Here is a 3,662-nt window from a genome sequence, read left to right on the forward strand (position 1 = left end):
TGCGTCTAAAAAATGGACAATGCCAATTAGAGATTGGAAACCTGCGTTAAATCGTTTTATGATTGAGTTTGAGGAAGAATTAACGCCTCATATCTAAACCGGGCAGTTACACAGTTTGTTTTACACCCTCAATTGATCATCAAAAATTTTTCCTATCACTTATAAAAAAATGTTTGCCTAGCCATAAATATGGTTTGATTGATTAATATTGTTCTCTAAAATTTTTTAGCTGCATACATTCGCTCAGTATTCATCTAGCAATTTCAATTAATAGTGAAAAAACATGGGCGAATTTCAAGACTTGTTAGCGGTTGCTGTGCTAATAAGCGCATCAATCTCCTGACTGATTACGTTATAGCTTTGCAGTTGATCAAAGCAGTGGGTAACCACAGTATCGCTTTGCAAACCTAATAAAACGCCAAGTACGTTACCCCGATGCACGTTATCACCTCCTAGACTGGTATTCACTTTAAGCCCGTGCCAAGGATCATTTAGGTATTTGTAAGCTAAATATAAGACAATAGGCCAAGAATCTGAGATGTAGCAGGCGCGTGAAAATAACTGTCCTACTACTTGATGATCGGGTAAGTTACGTTTAACTAAACCTACTATATCCAAACCTGATGGGCCATTACCAGCGTCTATTAAAAGGGCTTTAACGCCCTCTTCGTTGGGACCCTCCATAAGACCACAAAGTAGTTTTACATAGCGATCACAGACAAGCATCAAAGAGTCATCAGGATGCGTTAGCGCTAAATGTTCGCGACAGGTAATTTGTATTGCAGACTCGCTGACACCTTTAAGACGTTCAGAAAAAACTAATGGGGCTATTGTGACTAAACCACCAATTGAAGCAGTGTCGTGAGTTTTCATTGCACACTTGTCTGCTTTTCGGCCTTGTGCAAAATGTGCGAAAAATCCTCGATGATATGACTCTGCATAGGTGTCTGGATGAGCAGGGGGCTGTGTTGTCATAAAATCAATGTAGGCCTGTACAAATGTTTGTCTGTTGTAGCTTTCAGCTGTATCGGCAAGGACCCGCATTAAAACCCGAGCGCAGTGTGCGTTTAAAGTATTTTCGCCTGCGGGCATACCCTGATGATAGTGCACATTAGGTGTGTCCCAAAACTGAGCTTTGTCTTTTAAAATAATATCACCTACAACCTCAGTAGCACTACTGCTAGATGTATCGCTAGACTGACGGCCTCCTTTGCGCTTGGAATGCAGTGACATTATAGAAGAAGGGTGAAATTTAGGGGCTGCCTCAAACTGCTGAATACCCCCAGGAAAAGCCAACTCGATGTCTAATGGGTCATAGAACCAGTGCACTGGCATCGCCAGTGCATCAGCAATAAATTGTGTCTTAAGTGCGTTGACAACGCGAAGTGCCTGAGATGAATAATGACTCACTAAAAATGCCTTTATAGGGTTAACAAGGCAGGATTTACCACCTCAGATACCCTAATGACCAACAATAAACTATTAAGTTTCTCAGGTGTGAAAAGTGTTTTAACAAATCAAGAGAAGAGGCAAACCATTTGAACTACCCATACAAGACGGTGTCTTGTGGAGTTGTTTGCCAGAAGGTTGCAGTAACATTATGACGTTTTAATATTGTAGAAAATAAAGGATAGGTACTTTTCAATTCACTATCTACTGTTGCTACTTTGAATCAAATATCAAGAAAAAAAATATACCGCAATCGTTGAAAGAATTTACGATGAACCTACCCAGAAAATAACCTGTCGCCGTTTAATGCACGCAATTTTATTATGATACTTGTCGCGGTGAACACCTGCGATGGTGGATTGAGTATCATATTCGCACTTTATCATCAAAAGTTTAGCTACGCCGTGATGTCCAATTGTTTTTCTCGGCGTAAAGTTGATGCCGCAATAAACCGATAGCTGAAAAGCTATCGCTGCTCTTGACCGTTGAACCCGTTTGGATTTATAACCGACTCACCTGACGTTCAACAATGGCGTGTCGACACTTTGGATAATCAGACTGACCTTGGAAACATCAATAGATCCATTGAACAATACCTAAGCGTTTAAGAAATTTGGGTTAGTTTATGACATAATTTGACGAACTCATGGCTCGTCAAGCAAAAAAAATGGATGCACCCATTACTTTTTGGAAAGCCGACATAGATCACTCAACAGGCAGGGCAGACTAAATATTTGTAAAACACGTTCTTAGGTTAGATTGCATTTTAACTGGCCGTTATTATTTATTTTCTGACACTGACAATCTTTTCACGGTTGAAGGTTAGGTGATTTGTAAGAGTGCCTGTCATTATATTGTTCACAGATAAGTTTTGGGCATACAAAATTCATGGCCAACTGATATCGGTAGTATGCTTATATACAAAACCCAATGATGGCTACGCGGTGCATCCAACACACAAACAACGGATCAAGAGTTCAATTAACCAACGCTTAAGTAAAGGATAACGATAAATGACTACTCCCAATATTATAATTGTCGGCGGTGGCGCTGGTGGCTTAGAATTAGCAACTAAGTTAGGTAAAAAGTTGGGTAAGAAAAAAAAGGCGTCAATAATACTGGTTGATCAAATGCTCACCCATATATGGAAACCGCTTCTACATGAGGTAGCCGCCGGCACAATCAATGCTTTTCACGATGAACAAAATTATTTCATTCATGCAGCAAAACATCATTATGAATTTCAATTAGGATCACTTGCAGGACTGGATCGTAATAAGAAACTTATTACATTATCTCCAATAATAAATGACGACGACGAAATCATAGTGGCTGAAAGACAGTTGTCATATGACTTGTTAGTGATTGCGGTCGGCAGTACCTGTAATGATTTTGATACACCTGGTGCAAGTGAGCATTGTATTTATTTAGATTCCCGAGTTAAAGCTGAGCATTTTCATCAGCGATTTCTCGAGCACTATATTGCAGCGCACTCTTTAGCCTCTCACAATATTAACGACAAAAAGTTATCAATTGTGATTATTGGAGCGGGCGCGACCGGTGTTGAATTGGCCGCTGAACTTCACTATGCCGCTCAACAATATATGAAATTGGGCTTAAGTGAAATTACATCGAAAAATTTGAGTATTACGTTAATTGAAGCGGCTCCAAGAATTTTAACGGCATTACCAGAAAAAATTGCGCTACAGGCCACTCAAGAATTATCTAAAATTGGCGTTAGCGTGTTAACGGGTGAGCAGGTTGTTGAAGCCACCGCTAGCGATATCCGAACTAGTAGCGGGAAAAATATTGTTTCACCACTAAAAGCTTGGTGCGCCGGTATAAAAGCACCTGATCTTCTGAAAAGCCTTGATAATCTAGAGACAAATAAGTTAAATCAACTAGTCGTAAAAACCACCCTTCAAACAACCCAAGATGACAGTATTTTTGCTCTTGGCGATTGCGCTATGTGCCAATTGGAGAGCGGTATTGTTCCACCTAGAGCACAAGCCGCACATCAACAAGCAAGCCTATTAATAGGCAATATAGAAAGACTTCTTAAAAAGAAGAATTTAATTTCGTTTGTATATGTTGATCGAGGCTCATTAATTTCACTGAGTAAAGAAAATTCTGTCGGAACATTGATGGGGCGATTAATAGGAAATGTTAATGTTAATGGGTTTTTGGCTAAACTTATTTATAGAAGCTTATAC

General features: G+C 39.6%; 2 protein-coding genes. One reads left to right on the forward strand and one right to left on the reverse strand.

The window, feature by feature from the left end:
* Positions 1-294 precede the first annotated feature (294 nt).
* The gene (locus QZ562_RS20405; RefSeq protein WP_293764429.1) at positions 295-1,410 is read right to left on the reverse strand and encodes an ADP-ribosylglycohydrolase family protein; all 1,116 of its coding nucleotides are present in this window, start codon (positions 1,408-1,410) and stop codon (positions 295-297) included.
* Between the two features lie 1,052 nt (positions 1,411-2,462).
* Between QZ562_RS20405 and QZ562_RS20410 the strand changes: the two genes are divergently transcribed.
* Positions 2,463-3,662, forward strand: a 1,200-nt coding sequence (locus tag QZ562_RS20410) for an NAD(P)/FAD-dependent oxidoreductase (RefSeq protein WP_293764431.1), incomplete at its 3' end; no start/stop codon positions are given.

The organism is uncultured Paraglaciecola sp. (assembly GCF_913058035.1).
Lineage (GTDB): Bacteria > Pseudomonadota > Gammaproteobacteria > Enterobacterales > Alteromonadaceae > Paraglaciecola.